Annotated in this window: 25 protein-coding genes; 8 read left to right on the top strand and 17 right to left on the bottom strand. The window is 71.1% G+C overall.

Features of this window, described 5'->3' with window-relative positions:
* Window positions 1-62 precede the first annotated feature (62 nt).
* The 3 genes from AB0300_RS03410 to AB0300_RS03400 form a co-directional block, all read right to left on the bottom strand.
* On the bottom strand, window positions 63-608 hold the full coding sequence (locus AB0300_RS03410) for a MerR family transcriptional regulator (RefSeq protein WP_025105106.1): 546 nt from the start codon (window positions 606-608) through the stop codon (window positions 63-65).
* Between the two features lie 99 nt (window positions 609-707).
* Window positions 708-1,394 (bottom strand): MerR family transcriptional regulator, encoded by a 687-nt coding sequence (locus tag AB0300_RS03405; protein WP_062633956.1) that lies wholly within the window; start codon window positions 1,392-1,394, stop codon window positions 708-710.
* Window positions 1,394-1,876 (bottom strand): FHA domain-containing protein, encoded by a 483-nt coding sequence (locus AB0300_RS03400; RefSeq protein WP_025105108.1) that lies wholly within the window; start codon window positions 1,874-1,876, stop codon window positions 1,394-1,396. Before AB0300_RS03400 ends, AB0300_RS03405 begins: the two co-directional genes overlap by 1 nt.
* Window positions 1,877-1,976: 100 nt before the next feature.
* On the opposite strand from AB0300_RS03400, the gene AB0300_RS03395 reads away from it, so the two are divergent.
* Both AB0300_RS03395 and lpdA read left to right on the top strand, forming a co-directional pair.
* Window positions 1,977-2,630 (top strand): copper resistance CopC family protein, encoded by a 654-nt coding sequence (locus AB0300_RS03395; protein ID WP_025105109.1) that lies wholly within the window; start codon window positions 1,977-1,979, stop codon window positions 2,628-2,630.
* A gap of 9 nt (window positions 2,631-2,639) precedes the next feature.
* Window positions 2,640-4,037, top strand: coding sequence for a dihydrolipoyl dehydrogenase (gene lpdA / locus AB0300_RS03390; protein WP_025105110.1), 1,398 nt, complete (start codon window positions 2,640-2,642; stop codon window positions 4,035-4,037).
* A 53-nt stretch (window positions 4,038-4,090) separates the two neighbouring features.
* Here the strand turns inward: lpdA and AB0300_RS03385 are convergent, their stop codons facing one another.
* The 6 genes from AB0300_RS03385 to AB0300_RS03360 form a co-directional block, all read right to left on the bottom strand.
* On the bottom strand, window positions 4,091-5,212 hold the full coding sequence (locus tag AB0300_RS03385) for an NAD(P)/FAD-dependent oxidoreductase (protein WP_366215471.1): 1,122 nt from the start codon (window positions 5,210-5,212) through the stop codon (window positions 4,091-4,093).
* A complete protein-coding gene (locus AB0300_RS03380; protein WP_025105112.1) occupies window positions 5,199-5,924 on the bottom strand; it encodes a methyltransferase domain-containing protein in 726 nt (241 codons plus the stop codon). Before AB0300_RS03380 ends, AB0300_RS03385 begins: the two co-directional genes overlap by 14 nt.
* Window positions 5,921-7,078: a type III polyketide synthase gene (locus AB0300_RS03375; RefSeq protein ID WP_062764521.1), complete on the bottom strand. Its 1,158-nt coding sequence runs from the start codon at window positions 7,076-7,078 to the stop codon at window positions 5,921-5,923. Before AB0300_RS03375 ends, AB0300_RS03380 begins: the two co-directional genes overlap by 4 nt.
* A 62-nt stretch (window positions 7,079-7,140) precedes the next feature.
* Window positions 7,141-7,752 carry a CYTH domain-containing protein gene (locus tag AB0300_RS03370; RefSeq protein WP_062764524.1) on the bottom strand — a complete coding sequence of 204 codons (612 nt, stop codon included), beginning with the start codon at window positions 7,750-7,752 and terminating at the stop codon, window positions 7,141-7,143.
* Window positions 7,745-7,960, bottom strand: coding sequence for a hypothetical protein (locus AB0300_RS03365; protein WP_025105115.1), 216 nt, complete (start codon window positions 7,958-7,960; stop codon window positions 7,745-7,747). Before AB0300_RS03365 ends, AB0300_RS03370 begins: the two co-directional genes overlap by 8 nt.
* A 47-nt stretch (window positions 7,961-8,007) precedes the next feature.
* On the bottom strand, window positions 8,008-8,478 hold the full coding sequence (locus AB0300_RS03360; RefSeq protein WP_025105116.1) for an A24 family peptidase: 471 nt from the start codon (window positions 8,476-8,478) through the stop codon (window positions 8,008-8,010).
* A 130-nt stretch (window positions 8,479-8,608) separates the two neighbouring features.
* Between AB0300_RS03360 and AB0300_RS03355 the strand changes: the two genes are divergently transcribed.
* The 3 genes from AB0300_RS03355 to AB0300_RS03345 are packed head-to-tail and all read left to right on the top strand — an operon-like array spanning window position 8,609 to window position 14,399.
* Window positions 8,609-9,412, top strand: a complete 804-nt coding sequence (locus AB0300_RS03355; protein ID WP_062764527.1) for a hypothetical protein — start codon at window positions 8,609-8,611, stop codon at window positions 9,410-9,412.
* On the top strand, window positions 9,409-10,944 hold the full coding sequence (locus tag AB0300_RS03350) for a DNA polymerase Y family protein (protein ID WP_025105118.1): 1,536 nt from the start codon (window positions 9,409-9,411) through the stop codon (window positions 10,942-10,944). The genes AB0300_RS03355 and AB0300_RS03350 overlap by 4 nt, the downstream gene beginning before the upstream one ends.
* On the top strand, window positions 10,944-14,399 hold the full coding sequence (locus AB0300_RS03345) for an error-prone DNA polymerase (RefSeq protein WP_366215470.1): 3,456 nt from the start codon (window positions 10,944-10,946) through the stop codon (window positions 14,397-14,399). The genes AB0300_RS03350 and AB0300_RS03345 overlap by 1 nt, the downstream gene beginning before the upstream one ends.
* 33 nt (window positions 14,400-14,432) lie before the next feature.
* Here AB0300_RS03345 and AB0300_RS03340 read toward each other — a convergent pair whose 3' ends face one another.
* Both AB0300_RS03340 and AB0300_RS03335 read right to left on the bottom strand, forming a co-directional pair.
* On the bottom strand, window positions 14,433-14,813 hold the full coding sequence (locus AB0300_RS03340) for a hypothetical protein (protein WP_366215469.1): 381 nt from the start codon (window positions 14,811-14,813) through the stop codon (window positions 14,433-14,435).
* Between the two features lie 389 nt (window positions 14,814-15,202).
* Window positions 15,203-15,418: a hypothetical protein gene (locus AB0300_RS03335; RefSeq protein WP_366215468.1), complete on the bottom strand. Its 216-nt coding sequence runs from the start codon at window positions 15,416-15,418 to the stop codon at window positions 15,203-15,205.
* An 84-nt stretch (window positions 15,419-15,502) separates the two neighbouring features.
* Between AB0300_RS03335 and AB0300_RS03330 the strand changes: the two genes are divergently transcribed.
* Window positions 15,503-16,366, top strand: coding sequence for a DUF72 domain-containing protein (locus AB0300_RS03330; protein ID WP_366215467.1), 864 nt, complete (start codon window positions 15,503-15,505; stop codon window positions 16,364-16,366).
* A gap of 17 nt (window positions 16,367-16,383) precedes the next feature.
* On the opposite strand, the gene AB0300_RS03325 is transcribed toward AB0300_RS03330, so the two are convergent.
* The gene (locus tag AB0300_RS03325; RefSeq protein ID WP_338566346.1) at window positions 16,384-16,965 is read right to left on the bottom strand and encodes an NADPH-dependent FMN reductase; all 582 of its coding nucleotides are present in this window, start codon (window positions 16,963-16,965) and stop codon (window positions 16,384-16,386) included.
* 128 nt (window positions 16,966-17,093) lie between these two features.
* On the opposite strand from AB0300_RS03325, the gene helR reads away from it, so the two are divergent.
* Window positions 17,094-19,223, top strand: coding sequence for an RNA polymerase recycling motor ATPase HelR (gene helR, locus AB0300_RS03320; RefSeq protein WP_366215466.1), 2,130 nt, complete (start codon window positions 17,094-17,096; stop codon window positions 19,221-19,223).
* A gap of 43 nt (window positions 19,224-19,266) precedes the next feature.
* On the top strand, window positions 19,267-19,425 hold the full coding sequence (locus tag AB0300_RS03315) for a hypothetical protein (RefSeq protein ID WP_153244972.1): 159 nt from the start codon (window positions 19,267-19,269) through the stop codon (window positions 19,423-19,425).
* A 3-nt stretch (window positions 19,426-19,428) separates the two neighbouring features.
* On the opposite strand, the gene AB0300_RS03310 is transcribed toward AB0300_RS03315, so the two are convergent.
* From AB0300_RS03310 to AB0300_RS03290, 5 genes are all read right to left on the bottom strand, one after another.
* Window positions 19,429-19,641, bottom strand: a complete 213-nt coding sequence (locus AB0300_RS03310) for a DUF2188 domain-containing protein (RefSeq protein WP_029989879.1) — start codon at window positions 19,639-19,641, stop codon at window positions 19,429-19,431.
* Window positions 19,641-19,958 carry a hypothetical protein gene (locus AB0300_RS03305; RefSeq protein ID WP_062764545.1) on the bottom strand — a complete coding sequence of 106 codons (318 nt, stop codon included), beginning with the start codon at window positions 19,956-19,958 and terminating at the stop codon, window positions 19,641-19,643. Before AB0300_RS03305 ends, AB0300_RS03310 begins: the two co-directional genes overlap by 1 nt.
* 120 nt (window positions 19,959-20,078) lie before the next feature.
* The gene (locus tag AB0300_RS03300; RefSeq protein ID WP_366215465.1) at window positions 20,079-20,534 is read right to left on the bottom strand and encodes a DUF6389 family protein; all 456 of its coding nucleotides are present in this window, start codon (window positions 20,532-20,534) and stop codon (window positions 20,079-20,081) included.
* An 8-nt stretch (window positions 20,535-20,542) separates the two neighbouring features.
* Window positions 20,543-20,893: a hypothetical protein gene (locus AB0300_RS03295; RefSeq protein ID WP_303708935.1), complete on the bottom strand. Its 351-nt coding sequence runs from the start codon at window positions 20,891-20,893 to the stop codon at window positions 20,543-20,545.
* Window positions 20,894-20,978: 85 nt separating this feature from the next.
* Window positions 20,979-22,442 (bottom strand): cytosine permease, encoded by a 1,464-nt coding sequence (locus AB0300_RS03290; RefSeq protein WP_366215464.1) that lies wholly within the window; start codon window positions 22,440-22,442, stop codon window positions 20,979-20,981.
* Window positions 22,443-22,489 lie beyond the last annotated feature (47 nt).

The following is a 22,489-nucleotide window of genomic DNA, read 5'->3' as shown; positions in this document are numbered from 1 at the left end:
GAATGACGAAACGGCCATCCTCTTCGAGGGTGGCCGTTCTTCGTGAAGCGGGAGGGGACGCGTCAGGCGGTGCGCTTGGCGCGACGTGCCGACAGCTCGTCGACGGGGTCCGGTGCGGTCGGATCGAACGCGACGAGCGTCGACTCCACCTCGCGGAGGACCTTTCCCACCGCGATGCCGAACACGCCCTGGCCGCGGCTGACGAGGTCGATCACCTCGTCGTTCGACGTGCAGAGGTAGACGGAAGCGCCGTCGCTCATGAGGGTCGTGCCGGCGAGGTCGCGGATACCCGCACGGCGGAGCTCGTCCACCGCGGTGCGGATCTGCTGCAGGGAGATGCCGGTGTCGAGCAGGCTCTTGACGAGCTTGAGCACGAGGATGTCGCGGAAGCCGTAGAGGCGCTGCGATCCGGAGCCGTTCGCACCGCGCACGGTGGGCTCCACGAGCTCGGTGCGGGCCCAGTAGTCCAGCTGACGGTAGGTGATGCCGGCGGCACGGGCCGCCACGGCGCCGCGGTAGCCGACCTCGTCGTCCATCGCGGGCAGACCGTCCGTGAAGAGGAGTTCGGTCACGAACCGCGGGTCGCCTGCGAGCTCATCCGCATTCATCTGAAATCCTCCCTGGAACGGTTATCTCCACGGTAGAGCAGGGTCCCGGCACCGGCAACGACATCCGTGCGACGCCGAAGGTGTGTCGCAATCAGTTCGTTACGAAAGGATCCGGGTGAGCGCGTCCTTCACGAAGAGCGTCCGCACATCGTCGATCCGCGTGGCCAGCTCCGGGGCCAATTCGTTGGCACGAGCACGGGACGCCGCGTCCGTGCGGCGCAGCAGCGTGGAGAGCGCCGACTCGATGAGCGACACCTCGCGCTCGGCGCCCTGCCGCAGGGAGCGCAGGTGCCGAGGCTCGATGCCATGCCGATCGAGGGCGACGAGCCCGCGGAGCAGCGCGACGGTGGATTCCGGGTACGTCTCCTGGGCGGTGATGACACCCGTGCTGATCGCGTCGTTGAGCAGCTGTGGTCCCGCGCCCGCCGCGGCGAGCAGCTCCTCACGGCGGTACCGACGCGGCGCAGGGGCGATGGAGGGCGGCGGCGCGAGCGCGGCGGTCTCGCCGGACGCCTCCGCCTCATCGAGCTGCTCGCGGATCACGCTGAGCGGAAGGTAGTGATCCCGCTGCAGCGTGAGGCCCAGGCGCAGCCGCTCGATGTCGGACGCGGAGAACTTGCGGTAGCCGGATTCGGTGCGGGAGGGGCGGACGATGCCCTGCACCTCGAGGAACCGCAGCTTGCTGGAGGTCAGGTCGGGGAACTCCGGGGTGAGGCGGGCGAGCACCTGACCGATACTCAGCAGGCCCGCGGACGCCGAGCGTTCGCGGGCGGGAGTCGCCGCCATCAGGCGTTCGCCGCGCGGTCGAGCGGAGAAGCGAAGAAGTTCAGACGGAACTTGCCGACGCGCAGCTCGGAGCCGTCCGCGAGGGCGCTGCGATCGACGCGCTCCCCATTCACGTAGGTGCCGTTGAGGGAGCGCTGGTCGATGATCTCGAACGTCGTCCCGGTACGGGTGATCTCCGCGTGACGACGGGACACCGTGACGTCGTCGAAGAAGATGTCGGCCTCCGGGTGACGACCGACGGTGGTGACGTCGGTGTCGAGGAGGTATCGGGCGCCGGCGAGGGCGCCGGAGCGGACGAGCAGCAGCGCGGAGCCCGAGGGCAGCGCCGCGATGGCCGACTGCTCGACATCGGTCAACTCCACGCCGAACGGCACGAACGACAGATCGGAATCGTGTCCGAACGTCTGCGTCACATCGTGTCTCGGCTCGCCGGAGCGATGGATGGCGGCTTCACCGGCCGGTCGGCTGTCGCTGTCTGTCACTGTGCCCTCCTGGTCGTCCAGACTATCCGATCCGAAGGGGTGCGCGGGAGGCCGCTTTCGCACTCAGCGGTCCCATACCGGGGATTCATAGGCTGGACTCGTGAAGACCACAGCCCTGCGCCGCACGGCGGCCCCGATCGCCCTCGCGGCCACCCTCCTCGCCGCGTTCCTCGTCCTCTTCTCCCCGCTGTCGGCCTCGGCCCACGACGCCCTCGTGTCGTCGTCGCCCGCGGCGGACAGCAGCGTGGAGACCCTGCCGGCGGAGCTGACCCTGACGTTCAGCGCCAAGCTCATCGACGGGGAGGGTGCGACGGAGCTCACCGTCACCGATCCGGCCGGCGAGTCCGTGATCGACGGCGCCCCGACGGTCGACGGCGCGATCGTGACCCAGCCCCTGACCGGTTCGGGGCCCGCCGGCGAGTACCGCGTCGTGTGGAGGGTCGTCTCGAGCGACGGCCACCCCACGTCCGGCAAGTTCTCCTTCACCGTCACCGTCGGCGACGAGGGCGCCGCGACGGACGAGCCCACCACCGCTCCCCCGACGGCAGCACCGACGACGGAGCAGACCGCCACCCCCGAGGCGACCGCGACGACGACGCCGGACGCCGGAGAAGACGCCGGAGCCGCTCCGGCGTGGATTTGGGTGCTCGTGATCCTCGGCGCGCTCGCGGTGCTCGCCCTCGTCATCTGGCTCACCCTGCGCGGTCGTCGGCGCCCCGCTCCGACCGATTCCGACGCCCCCTCGGAGCGATAGGCTTAAGGCATGCCACACTACGACGTCGTCATCCTTGGTGCAGGTCCTGGCGGATACGTCGCTGCGGTTCGCAGCGCACAGCTCGGCCTGTCCACCGCGATCATCGAGGAGAAGTACTGGGGTGGTGTCTGCCTCAACGTCGGCTGCATCCCTTCCAAGGCGCTCCTGAAGAACGCGGAGATCGCGCACACCCTGAACCACAAGGCCGACTTCTTCGGGATCTCCGGAGAGTTCACGATCGACTACGGCAAGGCGTTCGACCGCAGCCGCGTCGTCGCGGACGGCCGGGTCAAGGGCATCCACTTCCTCATGAAGAAGAACAAGGTGACCGAGTACGACGGCCGCGGCACCTTCACCGGCCCCAAGGCCATCTCCGTCGCGAAGGCGGACGGCTCCACCGAAGAGGTCACGTTCGACAACGTGATCATCGCGACCGGCTCCAAGGTGCGCCTGCTCCCGGGAGTGCAGCTCAGCGACAACGTCGTGACCTACGAGGAGCAGATCCTCTCCCGTGAGCTGCCGAAGTCCATCGTGATCGTCGGCGCCGGCGCCATCGGCATGGAGTTCGCCTACGTGATGACGAACTACGGCGTGAAGGTCACGATCATCGAGTTCCTCGACCGTGCCCTCCCCAACGAGGACGCCGACGTGTCGAAGGAGATCACCAAGCAGTACAAGAACTACGGCGTCGACATCCTCACCTCCACCAAGGTCGAGTCGGTCGTCGACAACGGCTCCTCGGTGACCGTCTCGTACACGGGCAAGGACGGCCAGCAGGCGTCGATCGAGGCCGACAAGGTGCTCATGTCGGTCGGGTTCGCCCCGAACGTCGAGGGCTTCGGACTCGACAAGACGGGTGTGAAGCTCACGGAGCGCGGCGCGATCGACATCGACGACCACATGCGCACGAACGTCGAGGGCATCTACGCCATCGGCGACGTCACCGCCAAGCTGCAGCTCGCCCACGTCGCCGAGGCGCAGGGCGTCGTCGCGGCCGAGACCATCGGCGGCGCCGAGACCATGACGCTGGGCGACTACCGCATGATGCCGCGGGCGACGTTCTGCTCGCCGCAGGTGGCCTCGTTCGGACTCACCGAGCAGCAGGCCAAGGACGAGGGGCGCGAGATCAAGGTCGCGACCTTCCCGTTCATGGCCAACGGCAAGGCCCACGGCCTCGGCGAGCCGGTCGGCTTCGTCAAGCTCATCGCCGACGCCGAGCACCTGGAGCTCATCGGCGCGCACATGATCGGCCCCGACGTGTCGGAGCTGCTTCCCGAGCTCACGCTCGCACAGAAGTGGGACCTCACGGCTCTCGAGCTGGCCCGCAACGTGCACACGCACCCGACGCTGTCGGAGGCGCTGCAGGAGGGCTTCCACGGCCTCGCCGGCCACATGATCAACTTCTGATCCGACGCCTCGAGAAGGCCCGGTCCGCGCATCGCGGATCGGGCCTTCTCGCGTCACAGACCGCGCATGGTGATGAGGCCGGTGGTCCACCCGCGCAGCGTCGAGGAGCCGAGCACGCCGACCAGGCCCTCCCGCGCAGCGACGACCGGCGCGATCGCCGGAGCCCCCATCGCCATGAAGAACGCAGAACGACGATGCGCCTTCCGCGCGGTCCGCTGGACCTCCCGGGCGAAGCCGTCCAGGACCGGGACGGCGCCCCGGTCGGTCCGGCGCAACGCGGCCGCCAGCCGGAGCGCATCCGCCCAGCCGAGGTTCATGCCCTGGCCGCCGATGGGGCTCACCTCGTGCGCGGCGTCCCCGAGCAGGACGATCCGTCCGCGGTGCAGCCGCCGAGCCGCGTGCTGAGCGGCGCGGAACGACGACACCGCCGCCGCGGGGTCCACGTCGAGGAGGTTCCCCGTCCGGCGCCCGACGATGTCCGCCAGCTCGCCGGCGGACGCCACCGCCCGGTCGCCGTCTTCGCGCACCACCCAGCGGCGCCGTCCACCCGGCAGCGGGAAGGACTCGACGAGACCGTCCGGCTCGAAGTACAGCACGGCGCGATCGTCGGCCTGCGGATCGTCGACGTCGAGCATCGCGTAGCCGGCACTCCCCGACCGCCGACCCCAGCCGGCGCCGAACGCCGCCCGCAGAGCACTCCGCACGCCGTCGGCGACCACCACGACCGATGCCGTCTCCTCGACGGGCCCGTGCTCACCGTCGATCCCGACCCGGACGAGCGGACCCTCGTCCTGGACGGACCGGACGGCGGAGCCGAACTGCAGCGCATCGGGTCGCAGCGTCCGCAGGCGGTCGCGCAGCAGCTCCTCGGTGCGGGGCTGCGCCAGCGTGAGGATGGGACGCTCGGGAGGGAAGGTCAGGGCGGCGAGCCGTCGCCCGCGGCTGCGGACCTCGCCGCTCGACAGGCGGAGCGCTGCGGAGCGGACGTCGGCGCCCACTCCGGCGGCGTCGAGGGCATCGAGCCCCGGACGATGGATCCCGATCGCCCGCGTCTGCAGGCCCGGCTCGGCGCGACGCTCGCATACGCGCACCCGACGACCGTCCTGCGCGACGAGACAGGCGAGGAGCAGCCCGACCGGACCGCCCCCGACCACGAGGACGTCATGGTCGACCATCCGCACCCTCCCAGCGCAGCTCCAGACGAGCGGGCAGGTGCGAGCGCACCTCCCAGCCCGGCGGGGCGACGGCCGCGAGCTCCTGCGGAGTGTACGAGCGGCGGATGCTCAGGAGACCGTCGACCCGGATGAAGGACCCGGCGAGGAGGTTCCGCGCGAACGGCCAGGTTCCTGCCGCGAACGCCCCGTAGGCCAGGCGGCTGCGGGCGATGTCGTGGTGGGAGATGAGTCCACGGTCACCCACCAGCGCACGGGAGTCGTCGAGCACCGCGTGCAGTGCTGCGGCGTCGAGGTGGTGGAGGACGTGGTTGGAGAGCACGACGTCATAGGTGTCGCCCGCCGCCACGAGGTCGCCGGAGAGCGCATGGCGATAGTGGATGCCTGCGCCGTCGTCGTGCGCCGAGGCCCAGCGGATCGCACGCTCGTCGGCGTCCAGAGCGGTGATGTCGGCGCGGAGGCCGTCGCGTCGCAGTCTCCGGACGAGGTCGCGGCACAGGTCTCCCCCGCCGGCGCCGATGTCGAGGATGCGCAGCGGACGCCCGGCGACCGCCCGCGGGCGGATGTCCCGCCGATACAGCCGCCCGGGGCGCGAGACGACCGCGTTCACGGCGCTGAAGCGCCGGTACGTGCGACCGAGTGCCTCCTCGTCGGCGGCGGGGTCGTCCATGAGCTCGACGAGGTCGACGGCGCGCGCCGACAGATCCACGCTCACGGTGCGGGCGCGACGACGGTCAGCAGCGCGCTCTCGGCGGTGAGCCCCGGGCCGAAGGCCATCGCCGCCACGCGGTCGCCGGGTTCCGCATCCTCCTGCTCGAGGATGCGCTTCAGCACGAACAGCACGGTCGCACTCGACATGTTCCCGTACTCCCGGAGCGTCTCCCGCGCCGGTCGCAACTGCCCGTCACTCAGCGCCATCCGCTCCTGCACGCGATCGAGGATGCTCCGCCCGCCGGGGTGGATCGCCCAGTGGCGCACCCGGTCGCCCACCCGCCCGGCGGCGAAGGCCTCCGCCAAGCCGTCCTCCCGCCCGTAGAGCGGCGCGAGTGCCCCGATGATCGACTCGCCGATGATCTGCGGGACGGCGGTGGAGAGGATCATCTCGAAGCCGGAGTCGCCGATCGTCCAGGCCATGTCGTCCACGCCCTCCGGCACGATCGCCGTGTGGAAGCCGTCGAGCCGGAGCGCGGGGACGGTCGTGGGAAGGTCCCGTGCCGTCACGATCCCGGCGGCCGCCCCGTCGGCGAACAGGGAGGAGGCGACGATGGTGTCCGGGTCCTCGGAGGAGCGCAGGTGCAGGGTGCACAGCTCGACGCTGACGACGAGGACGACGGCGTTCTCGTCGGCCGCGCAGAACTGGCCGGCGGCGCGGAGGGCCGGCATCGAGGCGTAGCACCCCATGAAGCCGAAGTGATAGCGCTGGACGGCGTCGGACAGGCCGAGCTCGCGCACGATCTCGTACTCGGGGCCCGGGGCGTGGAAGCCCGTGCAGGAGACCGTGATGACGTGCGTCACGTCCGCCGGGCTCAGGTCGGGGTCCGCCTCGAGGGCGCGGCGCGCGACCTCGACGAAGAGACGGGAGGCCTCGCGCGTGTAGACGTCGTTGCGTGCCCTCGTACCCGGCGCCAGCAGCTGCCCGGAGACGCGATCGTAGAACAACGGGTCGTCCGGGGAGGCGTCGTCGGCCAGCTCCGCGATCACGGTGTGGCGCGTGTCGATGCCGGAGACGTTGAACGACGTCGCCACGATGCGCTGCGCCAGCCGTCCCAGGCCGGGCTGGGCGGCGAAGACGTCGCGCACCTGCTCCTGCACGAGGACGGTCTCGGGGACGATCGTCTGCAGCGATCGGAGCACGGGCGGTCGACTCATGTGGTCACTCAACCACCCTGCGACCGCACGCGGAAAGGGGTTGCATCCGAGGAGTCGGCGGCCTAGAAGCCGAGAGCCCGGGCGAGCTTCGAATCGGAGCCCGCCTCACGGCCGCCGGCGGCGTGCACCGCACGCTCGATCGCCGCGAAGAACGCCGCACGACCGGCGTCGTCGGAGGGGCCTGCGGGGCCGAGCTCGACCTCCCACTCCCGCCAGGCTCGGCGAGTCCCGCTGCGCAGGTCGGTCGCGCGCACGTGGTCGTCCACGAACTCCGCCACGACGCCGTCCGGTCCGGTGAGGAGGTAGGCCGTTCGGTCGTTCTCGATGCGTGCGAGAGGCTCCAGCGGCGCAGTGGTCCAGGCGGCGATCACCGCGCGCACCGCCGTCGGGACATCCTCGCCGCCGAGGGGCCAGCCCTGCTCGACCCGGCCGTCGCCCTGCCGCGGGCCCTTGATGTGCCAGCCTTCGTCCGGTCCCCCGGAACGACGGCGCACCGCGACGCCGGCACGGGCCAGCGTTCCGTCCGCGGTGTCCAGGTAGCGGGCGTCGAGAGCGCGATGCTCACCGGGCGAGACCGCATCGACGCCGGGGATCGCCGTCCAGTCGGGCAGGGGCGTCCCGTCGTCGACGTCGTACTTGCGCTCGACCTCGACGGTGCGAGAGGGCTCAGTCATCCTCGAGCGTGAGGTCTTCGAGGGCTTCCTCGAACCAGTAGTCGATCTCGGTGGGGCCGTCGCCCTCTCCCGTGTTCTGCGGCTCGCCGCGGCGGTTGTAGACCACCTGCGTCTCGCTGTAGGGGACGATCAGCTTGTCGTCCGCATCGTCGTCGAGGGGGATGATCTGCCCGTCCAGCGGGCCGCCGTGAAGTCGCGCGAGTGCCATGTGCCCAGGGTAGCGCCGCCCTCCCCCATTCGGGGCGACCTGCGCGGTCAGCCGCCGAGGACGCCGAGGACGGCCCCCGCGATCATCCACGGCCCGAAGGCGATGCGGGTCCTCCGATCGGCCCGGCCCGCGGCGAGGAGCACGAGCGCGTAGACCGCTCCGAGCACGAAGGCGGACACCGCGCCGAGGAGGAAGGCCCCCCAGCCGTGCCACGCGAGGACGAGCCCGATCACCAGGGCGAGCTTCACATCGCCTCCGCCCATGCCCGCCCGGCTGAGCAGCCGCAGGGCCGCATAGAAGCCGCCGAGCACGAGGGCTCCGAGCAGGCCCCGCCCCAGAGCGGCGGCGTCGGTGGTGACGACGGCGTCGGCGACCGCCGCCAGGAGCAGCAGGAACAGGGTCGGCAGCACGATGCGGTTCGGGAGCCGGTGTGTGCGCGCATCGATCACGGTCAGCAGGATGCCGATCGCGAGGAGGCCGCCGTGCACGAGGCCGAGGAGGGCGAGACGGATGTCCATCCCGGCAGGGTAGGGAGATCCGGGACGGCGCGGAGCGCCCTGTGGACAACCCGGAGGGCGATGTCGGATGTACGAACTAGCGTCAGTCGCGTCACTTGCTTTATTCGTACATATCTTCGAGGATGGACACATGGGGATCGGGCTCGATGCGATGACCGCGCTCTCTCCGACCAGCGATACCCGCGCCGGAGAGGTCCTGCGACTGCGCCGCGAGATCAGCCGGATGCAGCGGCGGCGCAGCGAGCACACCCTCCTCCCCCTCGATCCCGCCTTCGCCGCGCTGCTGCCGGACGAGGGACTGCAGACGGGAACCTCGTACACCGTCTCCCCCTCGCCCGCCCTCGTGCTCGCCCTGCTCAGCGCCTCCTCCGGCCGCGGGCACTGGTGCGCGGTGATCGGCATGCCCACCCTGGGGGTCGAGGCCGCCGCCGCCTACGGCATCGATCTGAGCCGCCTGATCCTCGTCCCCGACCCGGGAAACCGCTGGCTCGCCGTCGCATCCGCGCTGGCCGAGGTGGTGCCCCTGATCGTCGTGCAGCCCACGACGAGGGCACGCGACGCCGATGTGTCCCGGCTCAGTGCCCGTCTGCGCGACCGCGGGTCCACGCTGCTCGTGGCGGAGGAACCGGGTGCGGGGCGCTGGGCGCAGAGCGAGGGGACCATCCGGCTCCACGACCCGGACTGGCATGGGCTCGGCGAGGGGTGGGGGCTGCTCTCGGACTGCACGGTGACGGTCACGGCGCGGACCAGGCACAGCCCTCGCGCCTCGAGCGTGCGCGTCCGACTGCCCGGCGGACACGGAGCCGTGGAGACCGCGGCCGCGGAGCTGACCGCTCTGCCACCGCTCGCTCCCTCTGCGACGGGCAGCGCCGTGGCGACAGACGATGCTGTGGCCGGGTCGTCCGACCTCCTCTTCTGGGCGGAGGCAGGATGAACGCCCCGCTCCGCGTCCTCGTGCTCTGGTTCCCCGACTGGCCGCTGCGAGCGGTGCTGGGCGGAGGCCCGCACCCGCCGACGGCCCTGGTGCAGGCGAACACGGTCGTCGCCTGCACCGCATCGGCCCGCGCACACGGCGTCCGCATCGGCCAGCGCCGCCGCGTCGCCCAGGGCCTCCTCTCCTCCTTGCAGGTCCTCCCCCACGACGCCGAGAAGGACGAACGCGCCTTCGTCCCCGTGCTGCAGCTCATCGAGAAGCACGCCCCGGGTGTGACGCTGCTGCGCCCCGGCCTCGCGATCCTGCGCGCCCGCGGCATCGCCCGCTATCACGGCGGGGAGACCGAGGCGGCGACAGCCCTGTCCGCGGTCCTCGCCGCTGCAGGCTTCCCCGAAGTGCGTGTCGGCGTCGCCGACGGACCCTTCACCGCCGAGATCGCGGCCCGAGGAACGGCGTCCTGCACGGTCGTGCCCCCGGGCGGCTCCCGGGAGTTCCTGGCCCCCTACCCCGTGCAGGTGCTCCGCGACGAGCAGATCAGCGATCTCCTCCTCCGCCTCGGCGTGCGCACTCTCGGCGAGTTCACCGCGCTCGCCCCTCTCGACGTCCGCGACCGCTTCGGCGAGCATGGTGCCCGCCTGCAGGCCCTCGCCGCCGGCGCCGACTCCCGGCCCCTGGCTCCCCGGCCGCCCGACCCCGAACTGGCCAGGACCATCGAGTTCGAGTCCCCTCTCGGGGGCACCGACCAGGTGGCCTTCGCCGTGCGGCAGACCGCCGATGCCGTGATGCTCGCCCTGGCGGACGCGTCGCTCGTGTGCACCGAGGTGCGGATCGACCTGACCGACGACGACGGCGCCGTCCACTCCCGCACCTGGCTGCACCCGACGAGCTTCGACGCCGCCGACCTCGTGGACCGCGTGCGCTGGCAGCTGGAGGCGCTGGCCGCCCTGACCGCGAGCGCGCCCGTCGACGAGGCCAGGGCATTCGGGGGCATCGTGGCCGCCCGCCTCCTCCCCGTCGCGGTGGATGATGCGGCCCACCACCAACCGGGGCTCTTCGGCTCGGGTACCGATGAGCGATTGCATCACGCGGTCTCCCGGGTGCAGACCATGCTGGGGCATCAGGGCGTGGTCACCGCCGCCCTCTCCGGAGGGCGCTGGCTCGCCGATCGTCAGGTGCTCACGCCGTGGGGCGAGCGCCCGGTCCCGCCTCGTGATCCACGGTCCCCCTGGCCGGGGAGCCTCCCCGACCCTCTCCCCTCCGAGGTGTTCCGCCCACCGCGCCCCATCGGCGTCGTCGCCGCGGACGGGAGCACGATCGACGTCGACGATCGCGGCGCCCTCACGCATGACCCCGCCCGCATCGACGGGGCGACCGTGCAGGCCTGGGCCGGCCCGTGGCCCGTGCACGAGCGGCGGTGGAGCACGGGCGGCGGCAAACGAGGCCACCGGCTCCAGATCGTCGACGACCGCGACCGCGCCTGGCTGGTCTTCCTGGCCGGCGAGCGCTGGTGGGCCGAGGGGAGGTACCGCTGATGGGCTGGCACAATCCGCCGTTGACCTGGGATCAGCTCGAGCGCACCCTCAGCGGCGAGTCCACTCCCGAAGCGACCTCCGCACCGCGGGGGCTCCGCCCGGATCCCGGACCGGTGAGTCGTCCGCGGAAGCTCGTCCCCCCGACCCTCCCGGAGCGCCCGGAGGAGGCGGTGCCCTATGCCGAGCTGCACGCGCACTCGTCCTACTCCTTCCTCGACGGGGCGTCCTCCCCCGAGGATCTGCTCGCGGAGGCCGAGCGTCTCGGCCTGAGCGCGCTCGCGCTCACCGACCACGACGGGTTCTACGGCGCCGCGCGCTTCGCCGAGCTGGCGGAGCTCATGGAGCTGCGGCTGCAGACCGTCTACGGCGCCGAGCTCTCCCTCGACCTCCCCTCCGCTCCGCAGGGGGCCGCCGACCCGCCGGGCACGCATCTGCTCGTGCTCGCCCGGGGCCTCGAGGGGTACCACCGCCTGTCGGGGGCGATCACTGCGGCCCAGCTCCGCGGCGGAGAGAAGGGACGCCCGGTCTACGATCTCGACGAGCTCGCGGCGACCGCCGACGGGCACTGGACGATCCTCACCGGCTGCCGCAAGGGGGCGGTACGACAGGGGCTGGAGGCCGGGGACGCCGCCGCGCCGCTGCGCCACCTCGTCGACCTCTTCGGACGCGACAACATCGCCGTCGAGCTCTTCGACCACGGCGATCCGCTGGACACCCGGCGCAACGACGACCTGGCCGACCTCGCCCGCCGGATGCGGCTGCCCGTCGTGGCGACCAACAACGTGCACTACGCCCGCCCGGATCAGGCCCCTCTCGCCGAGGCGGTGGCCGCGGTCCGCGCGGTCCGGAGCATGGACGAGCTCGACGGCTGGCTCCCGGCCCATGGCGGCGCGCACCTGCGCAGCGGCGCGGAGATGACGGCGCGCTTCCGGCGGTACCCCGGTGCGATCTCGCACGGCCTAGAGCTGGCTGCGGCCTCGGCCTTCCCACTTTGGATGGCGCGCCCGGCCCTCCCCCGCCAGGACGTGCCGACGGGACACACCCCGATGAGTTGGCTGCGGCACCTGGTCTGGGAGGCGGTTCCGTCGAAGTATCCGCGGCTGGACGAGGACGGCCGTCGGCGCATCGCCCGCGAGCTCGACGTGATCGAGGAGAAGGACTTCCCCGGATACTTCCTCATCGTGCACGGCATCGTGGCGGAAGCCCGGCGACGCGGCATCCTCTGCCAGGGCCGGGGTTCCGCGGCGGCGAGCGCGGTCTGCTACCTGCTGGGCATCACCGCGGTCGATCCGATCCTCTACCGTCTCCCCTTCGAGCGCTTCCTCGCCACCACCCGCACGGAGGAGCCGGACATCGACGTGGACTTCGACTCACGGCGCCGGGAGGAGATCATCCAGTGGGTCTATCGGGAGTACGGCAGGGAGCGGGCGGCCCAGGTGGCGAACGTCATCCAGTACCGTCCGAAGAACGCGGTCCGCGACATGGCCAGAGCCCTGGGGCACTCCCCGGGGCAGCAGGACTCCTGGTCGCGGCAGGTGGACGGCTGGGGATCGGGACTCGAACCCGTCGAGGGCCACGACATCCCCGAGACCGTGCTCGACTACGCAGCCGAGCTGCTGAAGGCTCCGCGGCACCTGGGGATCCACTCGGGCGGCATGGTCCTCACGGCCCGGCCGGTCGGCGAGGTGGTGCCGGTCGAGCACGCCCGCATGGAGGACCGCACCGTCATCCAGTGGGACAAGGACGACGCCGCCTTCATGGGGCTGGTGAAGTTCGACCTCCTCGGCCTGGGCATGCTCGCGGCGCTGCAGCACTGCTTCGACCTGGTCCGGGAGGCGACGGGCGAGGAGTGGACGCTGGAGACCCTGCCGAAGGAGGAGGCCGGCGTCTATGACATGCTCTGTCGGGCCGATTCGATCGGCGTCTTCCAGGTGGAGTCCCGCGCGCAGATCGGGCTGCTCCCGCGGCTGCAGCCGCGGCGCTTCTACGACCTCGCCATCCAGATCGCCCTCATCCGCCCCGGGCCCATCCAGGGCGGCGCCGTGCACCCGTTCGTCCGTCGGAAGATGGCGAAGGACAAGGTGGACGAGGCCAACCGGGAACGGGAGGCCAGGGGCGAGCCCCCGGAGGAGTTCCCCATCCCCTACCCGCACAGCGACCTCGAGGACATCCTCGAGCGGACACTCGGCATCCCCATCTTCCAGGAGCAGCTCATCCAGATGGCCACGGCCGTCGGGGACTGCACGGCCGACGAGGCCGACCTGCTGCGCCGGGCGATGGGGTCGAAGCGGGGTCTGGAGAAGATCGAGAAGGTCAGGGACAAGCTGTACGCCGGGATGGCCCGCCGCGGGCTCGTCGACGAGGCCGCCGACCGGATCTACGCGCAGATCCAGGCGTTCTCGAACTTCGGCTTCGCGGAGTCCCATTCGCTGTCCTTCGCCCTGCTCGTCTACGCGAGCTCATGGTTGAAGCTGCACTATCCGGCCGCGTTCCTCGCGGGCCTGCTGCGGTCGCAGCCGATGGGCTTCTACTCCCCCGCGACCCTCACGGCGGATGCCCGTCGGCACGGCGTGGAGGTCCGGCGCCCGGATCTCCACCTCTCCGGCGCCACCGAGACCCTCGAACCCCTCACGCCCGACGCCGCAGGGACGACCGGGAGGGACGACTGCCTGGCCGACCCGCAGCCGCCCGTGCATCGGTTCGACCGGAGCGCACCGGACGAGTCCGCGGCGCACCGGCGGGACGGACGGTACGCGGTGCGCCTGGGGCTCAGCGGCATCCGCGGGATCGGAGTGCCGATGGCAGAGCGCATCGTCGCCGAGCGGGAAGCGCACGGCCCTTACCGCGATCTGCACGACCTCGTGCGCCGGACCGACGCCACGGCCGCGCAGTTGGAGGCCCTCGCCACCGCCGGAGCCTTCGCGTGCCTCGGGTTGGAGCGCCGGGAGGCCATCTGGCTCGCCGGGGCCGCTGCGGAAGACCGCGCCCGATTCCTCCCGGGGACCACGGTGGCGGTGCAGCCGCCGCTGTTCGCCGACCAGACCAGCTACGAGCGCCTCTCGGCCGATCTCTGGGCCACGGGCATCTCGACCGACGACCACCCGATGACGCACTTCCGCGACGACCTCCGGGCTCGCGGCGTCCTGACGGCCGCAGACCTGCAGCGCCACGAGACCGGACGACGCGTCGAGGTGGCCGGTCTCGTCACCCATCGACAGCGCCCCGCCACGGCCGCCGGCGTCACCTTCGTCAACCTCGAGGACGAGAGCGGGTTGGTGAACGTGATCTGCTCGACGGGGGTCTGGGGCCGGTTCGGTCGCATCGCCCGGGAGTCCCCGGCGCTCATCATCCGCGGCATCCTCGAGCGCTCCCCGGAGGGGGTCGTCAATGTGCTCGCCGACGCCTTCGAAGACCTCCGCACAGGGGTCATGCACCGCTCGCGGGACTTCCGATGACTCCGGTGCGGGAGAGGGCCCGACCTCCGGCGGTCACCAGAAGCGTTCGGGCTCCTCCGGCGGGGGACGGTCCGAGCCACCCCAGCGATCCGCCTCCGCCTTGGCCGCGTTGACTGCCGCATCCGCGCCGCGCAGAGCGATGCCCGCGCCGCTGGCCGACGGCCCGATGGGATCGATGAGCAGCGACGTCCGCGGAGCGACGCCCACCGCCACCGTGCAGTCGAGGACACGGCCGATCCAGTGCGTCACCTCGGCTCGGGGCTCCTCGGCGCGGCGGTAGCGGATACCGGTGTCCAGGTCGAGCAGCGACAGGACGACGGGATCCTGCGTCTGGGGGTCGACGAGTTCGGAGACCTCGACCCGGTGCCCGACCGGGAGCGCGACCTGACCGGCGAAGACGAGCATCCTGTCCATGTCCCCACCCTACGGAACGGTCCGTATCGGCGACAGGGCCGGGAGCCGCGCAGAATTTTTCGAAGAAACTTTTGTCCCCCAAATGGCGGACAAGAGGATTAAGGGATATTCTGCTCTTCGTAGCGGGGGCTACCGGCTGAATCTCTGGGGGATCGGCCGTAGAGACAGCGAGACTTCGCCGCCTCCCCAACCGTCCGGGTAGGACGGTGAGCCCTCTCGGCAGCACCGGGTTGGGGCGGTCCCGTCGAGAGGGCATACCCCGCGGCTAGCCATCGTCCCGCTGAGCGTCAACCCCGGCGAGGGCACGCACCGCTCGGACTACGGTCGTTCGTCATGACGCCTCTCCCCTGTCTCGAACGCCGCCCGGGCGCACATGCTGCCGGAGGCCGTCAGTCGTCGGCGGGCTCGTCGAGGCCGTCCTCATCCAGCGGCACTTCGATGCGCTGCTCCGCGGCGTCCGCCGGGTCCGCCTCGATGGGGTGCGGCTCCGGCGCCGCGGGGGTCGGCGCTTCCGGATCCTCGGGAACCTCCTCGGCAAGCCGCTCCTGCTCCTGCAGGTCGGCCTCGGGCTTCACATCGTCGATCGGATGGTCATTGAGCGACATGGCTCGTCCTCCTTCGGTGTGGATGCCTCCAGCCTGCCGAGGCCGCACGACAGCGGCAAGGGGCTTGACCCGACGGAGCCGGCCATGAAGAGGAAGAGCACGCAGGGCCGGGTACGCATCGGCGTCTCCGGGTGGCGGTACGCCCGGTGGCGCGGCGACTTCTACCCGCGCGGCCTCCCGCAGCGTCGAGAGCTGGAGCACATCGGATCGCAGTTCCCCACCGTCGAGCTCAACGGCTCGTTCTACTCTCTGCAGCGGCCCGAGAGCTACCGCCGGTGGGCCGCGAGCGTTCCCGACGACTTCGTGTTCGCGGTCAAGGGCTCACGCTACGTCAGCCACATGCTGCGACTGCGGAACGTCGAGCAGGCACTGGCGAACTTCTTCGCGTCGGGCGTCCTCGCCCTCGGTCCCCGCCTCGGCCCGATCCTGTGGCAGCTCCCCGAGCGCCAGCGCTTCGACCCGGATCTCCTGGAGTCCTTCTTCGACGCGCTTCCGCGGACGACGGCCGACGCTCTCGCGCTCGCCCGGCGGCATGACGAGCGGCTGCAGGACCGGGCGTGGCTGGAGATCGATGCCGACCGCCCGCTCCGCTACGCCCTCGAACCGCGTTCCGATTCCTTCGCCGACCCCTCGAGCCTGAGGCACCTGCGGCAGCACGGGGTTTCCCTCGTCATCGCCGACACCGCAGGCAAATGGCCGCGATTCGATGCGCTCACCGCGGACTTCGTCTACATCCGTCTCCATGGCGCGCAGATGCTCTATCACAGCGCCTACACCGAGACCGAGCTGCGGGAGTGGGCGGCGCTCATCCGCGGGTGGGCCGACGGGACCGGCGCCGACGACGGGAAACCACGCGACGTCTTCGTGTACTTCGACAACGACGCCCGCGGGCACGCGCCTCACGACGCCCTGGCGTTGAGCGCGCTCGTGGCGGACGCGCCTTCCTGACGCGGCGAGCGCGGCGGCTACCGGTCGCCGACGTGACCCGGAGCGGTGAGCGACAGCACCCGCTCGACGAACGCCGCGTACTCCTCCATGTAGTGCGCGAGGAACTTCTCGGTGTCGGCGTCGTGCACCTGACCGTCGGCGCCGAAGACCTCGGGCCGGAACGTGATGTACGCCTCCGGGGCGTTCAGCTGCGGCGCGTTGAGGAAGCTCAGCACGCTCCGCATCGACGACTGCATGACCGCGGTGCCGATGGCTCCCGTCGAGGCGCCGATGATGCCGGTGGGTTTGCGTGCGAACGAGTTGTGACCCCAGGGTCGCGAGCCCCAGTCGATGGCGTTCTTCAGTGCCCCGGGGATCGAGCGGTTGTACTCCGGCGAGACGAGAAGCAGACCGTCCGACCCTTCGATCGCGCTCTTGAACGCGGTGACCGCAGCGACGGGTTCGAGCTCGTCGTCGCGGTTGTAGAGGGGGAGGTCACGGATCGGGATCTCCACGAGTTCGAGGTCCGGCGGGGCGAGCCGTACGAGCGCCGTGGCCAGGACGCGATTGATCGAGTCCGATGCGAGGCTGCCGATGAGGTAGCCGATCCGATGGGTCATGGTGAGGTCCCCTCGTCTCCGTGCATCTCCAGGATATCGCCGGGGTGGGGGCTTGCCACAAGGCCCCCCTCGGGAGGCAGAATCGACGGCTCGCGTGCCCCCGCATGCCCTCGCGAAGGAGATGTCCCGTGCTCGACCCCTTTGATCTGTCCGACGACCACGCGGCGAAATCCGCAGACGACCTCATCGCCGCCGACCGCGCCCACGTCCGGCGCCTCGGCGCCGCTCTGTCCCGGGAACGGGACGCCCTGACCGCTCGTCTCGCCCTCGTGCGCCGGCAGGCCGCCGACGCGGGCGTCACGGCGGTCGATCGCGACCTGGAGATCCGCCGCCTCAGCGCGACGCTGCGCCTGCGGGAGCGCTACGGCATCGACATGTGCCTGGGCCGGATGACCCCCGCGGCCGGACCGCCGGTGTACATCGGTCGCGCCGGGGTGTCCGATGCGGACGGCACCCGCCTGCTGGTCGACTGGCGGGCTCCGGCAGCGGAACCGTACTTCGCCGCGACCTGGGAAGACCCCCGGGGCCTCCTCTCCCGACGACGGTACCGGTGGAACCGAGGCAGGATCACGGACTACTGGGACGAGGCGCTGTCGCCGGAGGGCCTCGACGGCGCCGCCTCACTCGACGACCAGTCCGCTTTTCTCGCGAGCCTCGAGGCACACCGGACCGGGCGCATGCGGGACGTGCTGGCGACGATCCAGGCGGATCAGGATGCCATCGTGCGCGCCCCTTCGCCCGGCGCTCTGGTCGTGGACGGCGGCCCCGGCACCGGGAAGACCGTCGTCGCGCTGCACCGGGCGGCGCACCTCCTGTACGCCGAGCCGCGGCTGACCACCGGCGCCGGGGGCATGCTGCTCGTGGGACCGAACCCGCAGTACCTCGGGTATGTCGAGGACGTGCTGCCGAGCCTCGGCGAGGACACGGTGCGGTTGTGCACTCTGCGTGATCTCACTCCCGAGGGTGCGGGCGCGATCGCGGAGACGGATTCCCGCGTGGCCGAGCTCAAGCAGAGCCTCGACCCGGAGCTGGTGATCGCGGCGGCGGTCTCCGAGCTCACCCGGCCGCCGCTGCACGCGCTCCGCCTCGAGGCGCCGTGGGCCGATCTCTGGGTGAGCCGAGAGGACTGGGCCGATCTGTTCGCCCGTGCGGATCCCGCGTCGCCGCACAACGAGGCTCGTGACGAGGTGTGGGAGGAGGTGCTGGAGATGCTGGTGGACCAGGTTCGCGATCCCGAGGTCCCGGAGTCCTCCGTCCGTCGGTGGCTGCGGCAGGACGACGATCTCACGACGACGTTCGTACGCGCGTGGCCGCTGCTCTCTCCGGCGGCGGTGGTCGCCGCCCTGTGGGCGTCTCCGGCGCTGCTCGCCCGGTGCGCGCCGGATCTCCCGGCGGAGGAGCTCGCCTTGCTGCACCGCGCAGAGGGGGCGCCGTGGACGGACGCCGACCTTCCCCTGCTCGATGCCGCGCACCGTCGGCTGGGCGACCCCGACCTCGTGCGCGAGCAGCACCGCCGACAGGTCACGGCCGCCGCGGCGCGGGAGCAGATGTCCGCCGTGGTGGACCACCTCGTCGCAGGCGACGACAGCGAGATGAAGGTGATGTCCATCCTGCGGGGTGAGGATGCGCGGAACGTCCTCGCCGGAGCGGACGTTCCTCCTCCGCTCCCCCCGGACGAGCTCGCCTGCCCGTTCGGGCACATCGTCGTGGATGAGGCACAGGAGCTCACCGACGCGCAGTGGCGCACCTTGATCGCACGGTGTCCGTCACGCAGCTTCACGGTGGTGGGCGACCGAGCCCAAGCACGGAGGGCGTTCACGGAGTCGTGGGAGGATCGCCTCGAACGCCTCGGTCTGCGGAACGTGCGGGTCGCCTCGCTCCGGGTGAACTACCGGACGCCTGCCGAGGTGATGGCGGTGGCCGCGCCGACCATCCGCCAGGCTCTGCCCGACGCCAACGTCCCGGTGTCCGTGCGGGAGAGCGGCATCCCGGTCCGGCACGGGGCCGTGGCCGAGCGCGACGAGGTGGTGGCGGAATGGCTCGCAGCGAACCCGGAGGGAGTCGCCGCCGTCATCGGCGACCCGGGGTTCGCTCCGCGGCCCCGGGTGCGCACGCTGAGGCCGGAAGGGGCGAAGGGACTCGAGTTCGATCTCGTCGTCCTGGTGCGCCCGGAGGCGCTCGGCGAGGGCCGGACGGGAGCGGTCGACCGCTACGTCGCCATGACCCGTACGACGCGGGAGCTCGTGGTCCTGCGGTGAGCACCCCCTGGTCCCGACGGACCGGGAGCTCTAGCCTGGGGCGATGACGAACGGCGAGGGGGCGGCACCGCATTGCCCGGAGGACGATGTCGTGATGCTCGCCATCCACGGCGGCTGGAGGTGTCCGGAATGCGGACACCTCCAGCAGCCGCAGGATGTCGAGGAGCCGGAGGCTCCGGACGAGTTCACGCCGCGGCGGTGACGATCAGGCGTCGTCGGGTGCGCCGCCGTCGGTGATCGTGCCCGTCGGCTCACTGTGCTCGATCTCATGGCGGGCACCGTGCTCCGCCGCGAGGGCTTCCCCCTCCTCGATCGCCTCGTCGCGGCTGGTGTAGCTGCGAGAGAGTTCGGGGGCGCCGTCCACCTCGTTGACCCATTGCCCGTTCTTCGACCGGGTGACGACTGCCGTGATGGCCATCAGACGTCCCCCGGCCCCAGGTCGCCCTGTCCTTCTTCGCCGAGATCGGCGAGGACCGGGTCCTCTCCCTGGCTCTCCGGCTGCGGCGCGGAACCCGGCAGGTCCTCCGCCGGCACCTCGTCGTCGGGGTCCGGGATCTCGTCGGGATCACGGCCGGTGGCGGTCGACGCCTCCAGATCCTCCGGTGCCGCACCGTCGTCGAGGGCTTCCGTGCGCTCCCATTCCGCCTGCGCGGGATCGTTGCTCGGGTCGGCCTCGGTGGTCGCGTCGCCGTCGCGCAGCGGCTGACCGCCGACGTCGTCGGGTGTCGATTCCATGTCTCCTCCTTCGATCGGGCTGCCCCCAGTCTCCCGGCTGGACTCTGAGTCGCCGAGGGGCTTGAGGAGACCTCGCCGAGCCGCTAGGTTCCGGAGCCGGATGGGACGGTCAGGAGCGGGTCAGGCGTAGCCGAGATCGGGAGCACCCACCCAGAAGAGGCCCTCCCTCGCGCCGGCCGGGAGCAGGCCTTCTATCCATTCGGCGACGACCACGAGGACGGCTTCCTCCAGGCGATCCCGCGTCCATCCGCGCGGGCGCGAGGGCACCGCGGGCTCCCAGCCGTCCGCGGTCCACTCCACACCGAACAGGTGGCGCTGGTCGTCGAACAGCCGGTCCAGGTCGAAGGCGTCGGCCCCGTCGAACCGCGCCCAGACGTCGAAGGGGCCCTCGCCGTCCTGGTCGACGAAGACGTCGATGAGGATCGCTTCCACACCGCTCTCCGCTTCGACGGCGGCCCGATGTAGGTCACCGAGCGCGGCGGCGACGCGCTCGCTCTCCCCGTCGAGCACGGTTCGCAGGGCGCGGGCGTAGGGCTCGGTGCCGTCCGCCTGCTCTGCTGTCTCCGGAGCGCTCATGGAAGGTGTCAGGCCTCGGAGTCGAGGAGCTCGAGGAGCTTCCGCAGCTCGTCCCTGATCTCCGTGTGGTCATACTGCCCGGCGCGGCTCTCCCCCGAGATCACGCCGGAACGACGCACCTTCCGGAAGTCGCCGAACGGAAAGCTGTACGCCTTCTTCGTCTCGAGGTTCTCGCTCTTGTCGATGCCGAGATGCCAGTGGGCGAACTCCGTCCACCCGTGCTCGTCGATGAAGCGGTTCTCTTCTTCGGCGCTGGGCGCCGCCTCGGACCAGTCGTCGCGTTCGTCCCGCACGACCTTGCCGTCGCGGACGAGGGAACGCGCGAGCTTCAGCGCCGGTCGGTTCAGTTCGATAGCCATGACTCCGACGTTAGGACGCGAGGCTGTGGCGTCGCACCCCCTTGACCCGTTCCACCGCGGCGGACGGAAAGCGACGGCCTCCGGCTCAATCGCCGATCTGCGTGCGCACTGTCCGTCCTGCGAGCACGGCGTACAGGCCCACCGAGACCAGGAGCCCGACCGGCACCGAGAGGTCGAGCCCGCCCAGCGCCGCGCCGAGCGGGCCGGTCCACACGGTCGTCGACAGGAACATCGCGGTGGCGAAGCCACCGGCGACCACGGAGACGAGACCCGGGATGCCGAAGCCGCCGGTGTACCAGAACCTGCCGCCGGGCCGCTCGTCGAACAGGTCGGTCCCGGAGTACCGGTTGCGGCGCAGGACGATGTCGGCGACGTAGACGCCCATCGTGGGCACGGAGATGATCAGCAGGAACTGCAGCATCAGGTTGACGGCGCTGATCAGGTCGGATGCCACGACGAGCACGATCGTGAACGCGCAGCCGAGCGCACCGATGAGGATCGCGGAGGGGATGCGGCGGATCGGCACGCCGATCGACTGCAGGGCCATGCTCGCCGTGTAGGTCGTCATGCCGTTGAGCGAGATGCAGTTCACCAGGACGCCGAGCACGAACAGCGGGGCGAGCCACACCGGCAGCTTCTCGAGCAGGGAGTACTCGATGCCGTTCGCGAGACTGTCCGGCCCGATGGAGCCGCCCAGCACGACGCCGAAGGCGGTGATGAGCACCGCGGGGAAGAGCTGTCCCAGCGCGGTCGCGCCGATGATGCCGGACGCTTTGGTGTCGCGTGGCAGATACCGGGCCATGTCGGCGCTGTTGCTGAACGACAGCGGCGACGATGCCATCAGCGCGAACGCGATCGTGATGCTCACCCACAGCGGCAGCCCGCTGAGCGGCGCGGACTGCGCGAATCCCCAATCCAGCGCGGGGGCGATGAAGCCGATGACGAGTGCGAAGATCACGAACAGCCCGATCGAGATCGCCAGGTAGGCCTTCAGGATGAGGGCGTGACCGTACACGGCGACGACCACGGTGATCGTCGAGACCACGACCGCCACCAGGATCGATGCCGCGATCGGATCGGGGAAGCCCCACCGCACGAGCAGTTCGCCGCCGATGAATGACGCCGCCACCCAGTTCAGCGCGAGGAAGACGCCCGAGATGAACCAGCCGTAGAACGCGATGACGATCTTGTTGCCGTGGATGCCGTAGATCGCTCGCTGGACCACCGAGCCGGAGGTGCCGGCTGCCGGTCCGGAGATGGCGACGATACCCGGCAGCAGAGCGAGCGCGCTCGATGCCAGAATCACGAGCAGCGCCTGCCAGATCTCCAGGCCGAGCACGAGCGTCATCGAGGCGCCGACCGTGATGTTCAGCACGCTGACGCCCGGTGCGCTCCAGACGAAGAACAGATCGCGCGCTCTCCCGTGTCGTTGGGCGTCGGTGATGAGTTCGATGCCCCGCGTCTCGGGGGTGCTCGCGGAGTCGACGAAGTCGGATTCGGATCCGGGCGCGACGGCACCAGGAGCGGGGATGGCGGATGTGTCGGACATGACGGTCCTTCCAGGACGGGCACCCTCCTGCGTCACTGCAGGGGGCG

This window comes from Microbacterium sp. NPDC078814 (assembly GCF_040702645.1).
Classification (GTDB): Bacteria; Actinomycetota; Actinomycetes; order Actinomycetales; family Microbacteriaceae; genus Microbacterium.
This window is presented reverse-complemented; position numbering and strand designations above follow the sequence as displayed.

What these genes read in the sequence shown, in the direction of transcription:
- AB0300_RS03410 (WP_025105106.1), bottom strand. Translation starts at nt 608, where the DNA reads ATGAATGCGGATGAGCTCGCAGGCGACCCGCGGTTCGTGACCGAACTC.
- AB0300_RS03405 (WP_062633956.1), bottom strand. Translation starts at nt 1,394, where the DNA reads ATGGCGGCGACTCCCGCCCGCGAACGCTCGGCGTCCGCGGGCCTGCTG.
- lpdA (WP_025105110.1), top strand. Translation starts at nt 2,640, where the DNA reads ATGCCACACTACGACGTCGTCATCCTTGGTGCAGGTCCTGGCGGATAC.
- AB0300_RS03385 (WP_366215471.1), bottom strand. Translation starts at nt 5,212, where the DNA reads ATGGTCGACCATGACGTCCTCGTGGTCGGGGGCGGTCCGGTCGGGCTG.
- AB0300_RS03375 (WP_062764521.1), bottom strand. Translation starts at nt 7,078, where the DNA reads ATGAGTCGACCGCCCGTGCTCCGATCGCTGCAGACGATCGTCCCCGAG.
- AB0300_RS03370 (WP_062764524.1), bottom strand. Translation starts at nt 7,752, where the DNA reads ATGACTGAGCCCTCTCGCACCGTCGAGGTCGAGCGCAAGTACGACGTC.
- AB0300_RS03365 (WP_025105115.1), bottom strand. Translation starts at nt 7,960, where the DNA reads ATGGCACTCGCGCGACTTCACGGCGGCCCGCTGGACGGGCAGATCATC.
- AB0300_RS03360 (WP_025105116.1), bottom strand. Translation starts at nt 8,478, where the DNA reads ATGGACATCCGTCTCGCCCTCCTCGGCCTCGTGCACGGCGGCCTCCTC.
- AB0300_RS03355 (WP_062764527.1), top strand. Translation starts at nt 8,609, where the DNA reads ATGGGGATCGGGCTCGATGCGATGACCGCGCTCTCTCCGACCAGCGAT.
- AB0300_RS03350 (WP_025105118.1), top strand. Translation starts at nt 9,409, where the DNA reads ATGAACGCCCCGCTCCGCGTCCTCGTGCTCTGGTTCCCCGACTGGCCG.
- AB0300_RS03345 (WP_366215470.1), top strand. Translation starts at nt 10,944, where the DNA reads ATGGGCTGGCACAATCCGCCGTTGACCTGGGATCAGCTCGAGCGCACC.
- AB0300_RS03340 (WP_366215469.1), bottom strand. Translation starts at nt 14,813, where the DNA reads ATGGACAGGATGCTCGTCTTCGCCGGTCAGGTCGCGCTCCCGGTCGGG.
- AB0300_RS03335 (WP_366215468.1), bottom strand. Translation starts at nt 15,418, where the DNA reads ATGTCGCTCAATGACCATCCGATCGACGATGTGAAGCCCGAGGCCGAC.
- AB0300_RS03330 (WP_366215467.1), top strand. Translation starts at nt 15,503, where the DNA reads ATGAAGAGGAAGAGCACGCAGGGCCGGGTACGCATCGGCGTCTCCGGG.
- AB0300_RS03325 (WP_338566346.1), bottom strand. Translation starts at nt 16,965, where the DNA reads ATGACCCATCGGATCGGCTACCTCATCGGCAGCCTCGCATCGGACTCG.
- AB0300_RS03315 (WP_153244972.1), top strand. Translation starts at nt 19,267, where the DNA reads ATGACGAACGGCGAGGGGGCGGCACCGCATTGCCCGGAGGACGATGTC.
- AB0300_RS03310 (WP_029989879.1), bottom strand. Translation starts at nt 19,641, where the DNA reads ATGGCCATCACGGCAGTCGTCACCCGGTCGAAGAACGGGCAATGGGTC.
- AB0300_RS03305 (WP_062764545.1), bottom strand. Translation starts at nt 19,958, where the DNA reads ATGGAATCGACACCCGACGACGTCGGCGGTCAGCCGCTGCGCGACGGC.
- AB0300_RS03300 (WP_366215465.1), bottom strand. Translation starts at nt 20,534, where the DNA reads ATGAGCGCTCCGGAGACAGCAGAGCAGGCGGACGGCACCGAGCCCTAC.
- AB0300_RS03295 (WP_303708935.1), bottom strand. Translation starts at nt 20,893, where the DNA reads ATGGCTATCGAACTGAACCGACCGGCGCTGAAGCTCGCGCGTTCCCTC.
- AB0300_RS03290 (WP_366215464.1), bottom strand. Translation starts at nt 22,442, where the DNA reads ATGTCCGACACATCCGCCATCCCCGCTCCTGGTGCCGTCGCGCCCGGA.